The sequence below is a fragment of the Pedobacter sp. UBA5917 genome (assembly GCF_002432345.1).
GTDB lineage: Bacteria > Bacteroidota > Bacteroidia > Sphingobacteriales > Sphingobacteriaceae > Pedobacter.
The window spans coordinates 1-5,015 of the sequence record NZ_DJDT01000300.1; the positions used below are offsets into that span (position 1 = coordinate 1).

Annotated in this window: 4 protein-coding genes; 3 read left to right on the forward strand and 1 reads right to left on the reverse strand. The window is 39.0% G+C overall.

The features are described 5' to 3' along the window. Both B2V92_RS21070 and B2V92_RS21075 read left to right on the forward strand, forming a co-directional pair. Positions 1–807: alpha-E domain-containing protein (locus B2V92_RS21070; RefSeq protein WP_293311977.1), on the forward strand; the 807-nt coding region annotated here is incomplete at its 5' end. Positions 808–912: 105 nt separating this feature from the next. After that, positions 913–1,905 carry a transglutaminase family protein gene (locus tag B2V92_RS21075; protein ID WP_293311978.1) on the forward strand — a complete coding sequence of 331 codons (993 nt, stop codon included), beginning with the start codon at positions 913–915 and terminating at the stop codon, positions 1,903–1,905. Between the two features lie 64 nt (positions 1,906–1,969). On the opposite strand, the gene B2V92_RS21080 is transcribed toward B2V92_RS21075, so the two are convergent. Beyond that, a complete protein-coding gene (locus B2V92_RS21080) occupies positions 1,970–3,301 on the reverse strand; it encodes a MutS-related protein (protein ID WP_293311979.1) in 1,332 nt (443 codons plus the stop codon). A gap of 389 nt (positions 3,302–3,690) precedes the next feature. On the opposite strand from B2V92_RS21080, the gene asnS reads away from it, so the two are divergent. Next, a partial coding sequence (gene asnS, locus B2V92_RS21085; RefSeq protein ID WP_293311980.1) for an asparagine--tRNA ligase occupies positions 3,691–5,015 on the forward strand: 1,325 nt, incomplete at its 3' end.

Genomic DNA, 5,015 nt, shown 5'->3' on the forward strand with positions numbered 1-5,015 from the left:
CCTGTGATCAGGATCTTCTCTTCCGATGATGAAAATGAATTATTGAATATCCAGCACGATAGCCGTGCGGTGATCGAATACCTCCTGTTAAACCGCGAAAACCCAAACTCGATATTAAATATCGTTACCCTGGCCCGCGAAAATGCAAGAAGTGTGCAGGAACACATACCTAAAGATTTATGGCAATGCCTGAACGAATATTACCACACTGTTAAAGATGAAAAACTGTTGTGGTATGTACAGAAAGATGATCCGATTACCGCTCTGGATATTTTGATTAAACAGGTAATGCTGTACAACGGAACGGCCGATAGCGTAATGGAACGCGGCGAAAGCCGAAGTTTTATGAACATCGGCAAACACCTGGAGCGGAGCATACAATCAGTAGATATCCTCGATATTAAATTCAGTTCGATCAGCAGCAACCCGGATTTACTGACCGATATTTCTTACTGGAAACATCTGTTGTTATCCTTAGGCGGCTACGAACTGTACCTAAAAACCTACCGGCAAGGCTTTGATGCCAAAAACATCATCGAACTGGCTATGCTCAATAACGATTTTCCACGGTCGGCACTTTATGCCATGAATAATATAGACAGGTATTTTAACCGGTTAAAGAGCGAAAGCAACATCGAACATTATAATAACCTATCATTTAAAATCGGCCGGTTAAAAAGTATGATTACTTATAGTTCTGTAAATAAAATGAATGAGGAAGAATTGCATAGTTACCTTACCGAGATCAGATCGGAGCTTTACGGTATTGGCAATCAGCTTAACGAGTATTATTTTGCAAACTCATAAACCAACTGATTTTTAATCACAGATAGGCACAGATGAACACAGATATTTTTACAAATTTTCCATCTGTGTTTATCTGTGATTTCACATAAAATAACAAAAGCCAATATGCCAATTTTCAAAATTAAACATATCACCAATTATAAATACGAATCGCCGGTGCGCGACAGCGCTAACCAGATTATCCTTTTTCCGATTAAAGATGATTTCCAGAAAGTGGTTAAACACGACCTGAACATCTCCGGAAGTCCGGAAATTGAGATTTTTATCGATTATTATGGCAACGAGGTAGGTACTTTCACCCAAAACGAGCCGCATACCCAGCTTAAAATCTTCTCGAAAGTATGTGTAGAAACCTTTCCTAAAACACTCCCTCAGGATGATATGTTCAGCAGTGCGCAATGGAACAGTTTAAATGTGCTTAAATATGAAGTGCCCTATATCGATTACCTCCGCCAGGAAGGTTTTGAAGGAATTTCTCAGTTAAAAGAAACAGCTCTGGGGATAAAAACCGATGAGGATACCCCATACCAAACTGCCATAAAATACTGTGCCTACGTTTTTAATAATTTCGAATACATTAAGGGGGTAACAGCCGTTGATACCACTATTGACGAGATTTTGAAGCTCAAGGCAGGTGTTTGTCAGGATTTTGCGCACGTGCTCACCGCCATGCTGCGTTTAACAGGCATTCCGGCACGGTATGTTAGCGGTTATATCTGCCCTAATAGAGATGGCATGCGGGGCGAAGGGGCTACCCACGCCTGGACAGAGGCTTACCTGCCCGAATACGGTTGGCTGGGCCTCGACCCTACAAACAACTGTATTGCCAACGAAAACCATGTACGCCTGGCCGTAGGTAGAAACTTTACTGATTGTTCGCCTGTAAAAGGTGTTTACAAAGGTGGTTTTGAACAGGTTATGGAAGTAAATGTTTCAGTAGGTTATAACGACGACGATTTTAATGACAACGAAACGTACTTCCAGCCTAAAGAAGTAAATTATAGCAAGCCATCTGCAATGATCACAACTGCAAGAAACAGAAACAGCTATCAGGAATATATGGAGGCGATGCAGCAACAGCAGCAACAACAACAGTAGGCAGTTTTCAGTTCTCAGTTAATAGTAGTCAACAGTTCAATTAACCAAAAATAACAGTGGGGATTTAATTCAGATCTCTGCTGTTTAATATTTCGCTGATTTTCTCATTTTCAATAATCCACATCCCTATCCGCTCTTCAGTAATCCCATCCATAAGCTGATAGGTAAATATCGGCCTGCCATCCTCCATTCTGGTAAAAAGATATTTAAACATCATGTTTTGTTCAGATTTGATAATTTCTGCAACTTCAACTATATGGGTCGAAATCATAAAATAACAATCTACTATTTTAGAAAATGATCTAATTACGGATAGAGACCCATCAAATGCATCTTTTACATTGGTTCCGCGGAAAAGCTCATCAAAAATCACAAAAATATTTTTAGATACCTTAATCTTTTCAGCAACATGTTTTACCCTTAATACTTCATTATAAAAATGACTGTAACCCTGGTTTAAATTATCAGGCAGATTGATGGTTGATACCAGGCCCTGCCAGATACCTGTTTCCATGGAGGCTGCCGGAACAGGAAAGCCTAAATGCGCCAGGTAAATAGAAATGCCTACCGATTTTAAAAAAGTAGATTTTCCGGCCATATTGCTTCCGGTAAGAAAACAGACATTTTTTCCACCTCCAAATTCGATATCATTAGCAACCGAATGTTCTATAAAAGGATGAAAAACACCTCTAATCCTTAAATGCTGTTTTTTAGCACTCATATAAGGAAGGTTTAAATTGTATTTTCTCGATGCTTTAACCACCGAAAAATAAGCATCAAACTGATACACCAGATCGAGGAGTAATTTAACCGTACGAAACTCAGCTCCCCTAAATATAAAATCCAGTTGCTCCAACTCGAATAGGGTAATTTTTCTTTCGTCGCGGCCTGTAATCTCCTTAACCATACTTTGCTTAAACAACCTGATTACAAGGTCATCAAATTCATTAACCAACCTGGGCTTAATTTCACCATCCAGCGTACTAAAGATTTCGCTCATTTTCTTTAGCAGAAAAATAATTTCCCTTACGCCTTTTTCCTTTAAATAATAGGCTTGATTAGGATAGAAGAAATAATTTACAGATTTGGCCAATGCCGAAATCCTGGAGTACGATTTTATTTTAGAGTTCTGCATCAGGTAGCTTTCAACAAAATCCATATTGGTACGGTCCAGATATAAATCTCCAGAATAGTTTGAAATGTATTTAATCAGCTCCTGCCGCTCATTAATCACTTCGATATCTGTCGAAGGCGCCCTAAACATCTCCATCAGTTTATCATTACCCTTAATAGTAGAAGTAAAATTGAATACTGAAAAAACACTCTTATTCAAACCGTAAGCATCAAATATGTTTAAATCGGTTAGTGTCTGTTTATCAATATCGAATTTATTCATGGGGCAGCGGTAGATGGATAAGCTAAAAATGGTTTATCTGTAAGCCTGAGCTTGATTAATATTTGTGCGTTTTGACTCCTTTTCCTAACGCGATCGTCATGCTGTCACTAAGCTTCGGGATCAGCATCTTTTCTGCTAGATAGACCCTGAAATAAATTCAGGGTGACGATTGTGAGTTAAAATATCCGCAAAAGACCTTTTAACAAAAAAAGAATCGAACTCAGATTATATTTTTTTTCAAGATAAGAATTTACCGTAATAGTTGTCAATTTGCAGTTAGCAATTAACAGTTCAGATCCACCACTTGCTTAAAAAACTGAAAACTGTGTACTGAAAACTGCCAACTGATAAACTTTTTTTCTAAATTTGCGCCTTTTACAAATAACAATATGATTAAGAGACAGCAAATTAAAGATTTATTAAAGTCGACAGCATTTGACACAGAAGTAACGGTTATGGGATGGGTAAGAACTTTCCGTAATAATCAGTTTATTGCCTTAAATGACGGATCTTGCATGGGCAATATCCAGGTTGTGATCGATTTTAATAATTTGCCTGATGAGCTGTTAAAAAGAATAACAACCGGCGCGGCAATTTCTGCAACGGGCAAATTGATCGAATCGTTGGGTAAAGGTCAATCGGTAGAGATTAAAGCTACGAGTGTAGAAATTTTGGGTGATAGTGATCCTGAAAAATTCCCCTTACAACCTAAAAAACACAGTTTAGAGTTTTTACGCGAAATTGCCCACCTGCGTTTCCGTACCAATACATTTAACGCCGTTTTTAAAGTGCGTCATGCATTGGCATTCGCGATTCACCAGTTTTATAACGAGCGTGGTTTTGTTTATATGCACACGCCCGTAATTACTGCAAGTGATGCAGAAGGTGCCGGCGAAATGTTTAAGGTTACCACTTTAGATTTCGACAATACGCCACGCACTGAGGATGGTAAAGTAGATTTCTCACAGGATTTCTTTGCCCGCGCCACTAACTTAACGGTATCTGGTCAGCTGGAAGGTGAATTGGCAGCAATGGCTTTCGGTAAAATTTACACTTTCGGACCAACTTTCAGGGCCGAAAACTCGAATACAACGCGTCACCTGGCAGAATTCTGGATGATTGAACCTGAATTTGCTTTTGCGGATTTAGAAGATAACATGCAACTTGCAGAAGATATGATGAAGTATGTTATTAAATATGCTTTAGACAATTGCAAAGAGGAGCTTGAATTTTTAAACAGCCGTTTAGCGGAAGAAGATAAACAAAAGCCACAGAACGAGCGCAGCGAATTTGGTTTATTGGAAAAACTTGATTTCTGTTTATCAAACGATTTTGAACGTTTAACCTATACAGAAGCGATCAGGATTTTAAGGTCTTCTAAACCGAACCAAAAGAAACAGTTCAAATACCTGATTGACGAGTGGGGAGCTGATTTACAGAGCGAACACGAACGTTACCTGGTAGAAAAACACTTTAAAAAACCGGTAATTTTAACAGATTACCCTGCAGATATAAAATCGTTCTACATGCGCCAGAATGAGCCGGATGCAGAGGGCAGACAAACTGTTGCCGCAATGGATATCTTATTCCCGGGCATTGGCGAAATGATCGGTGGATCGCAACGCGAGGAGCGTTTAGACCGTTTAACGAAACGTATGGAAGATTTAAACATTCCACAGGACGAACTTTGGTGGTATTTAGATACCCGCCGTTT

Excerpts from the sequence above, each read along its gene's own strand:
- B2V92_RS21080 (WP_293311979.1), bottom strand. The coding sequence starts at position 3,301 with ATGAATAAATTCGATATTGATAAACAGACACTAACCGATTTAAACATA.
- B2V92_RS21075 (WP_293311978.1), top strand. The coding sequence starts at position 913 with ATGCCAATTTTCAAAATTAAACATATCACCAATTATAAATACGAATCG.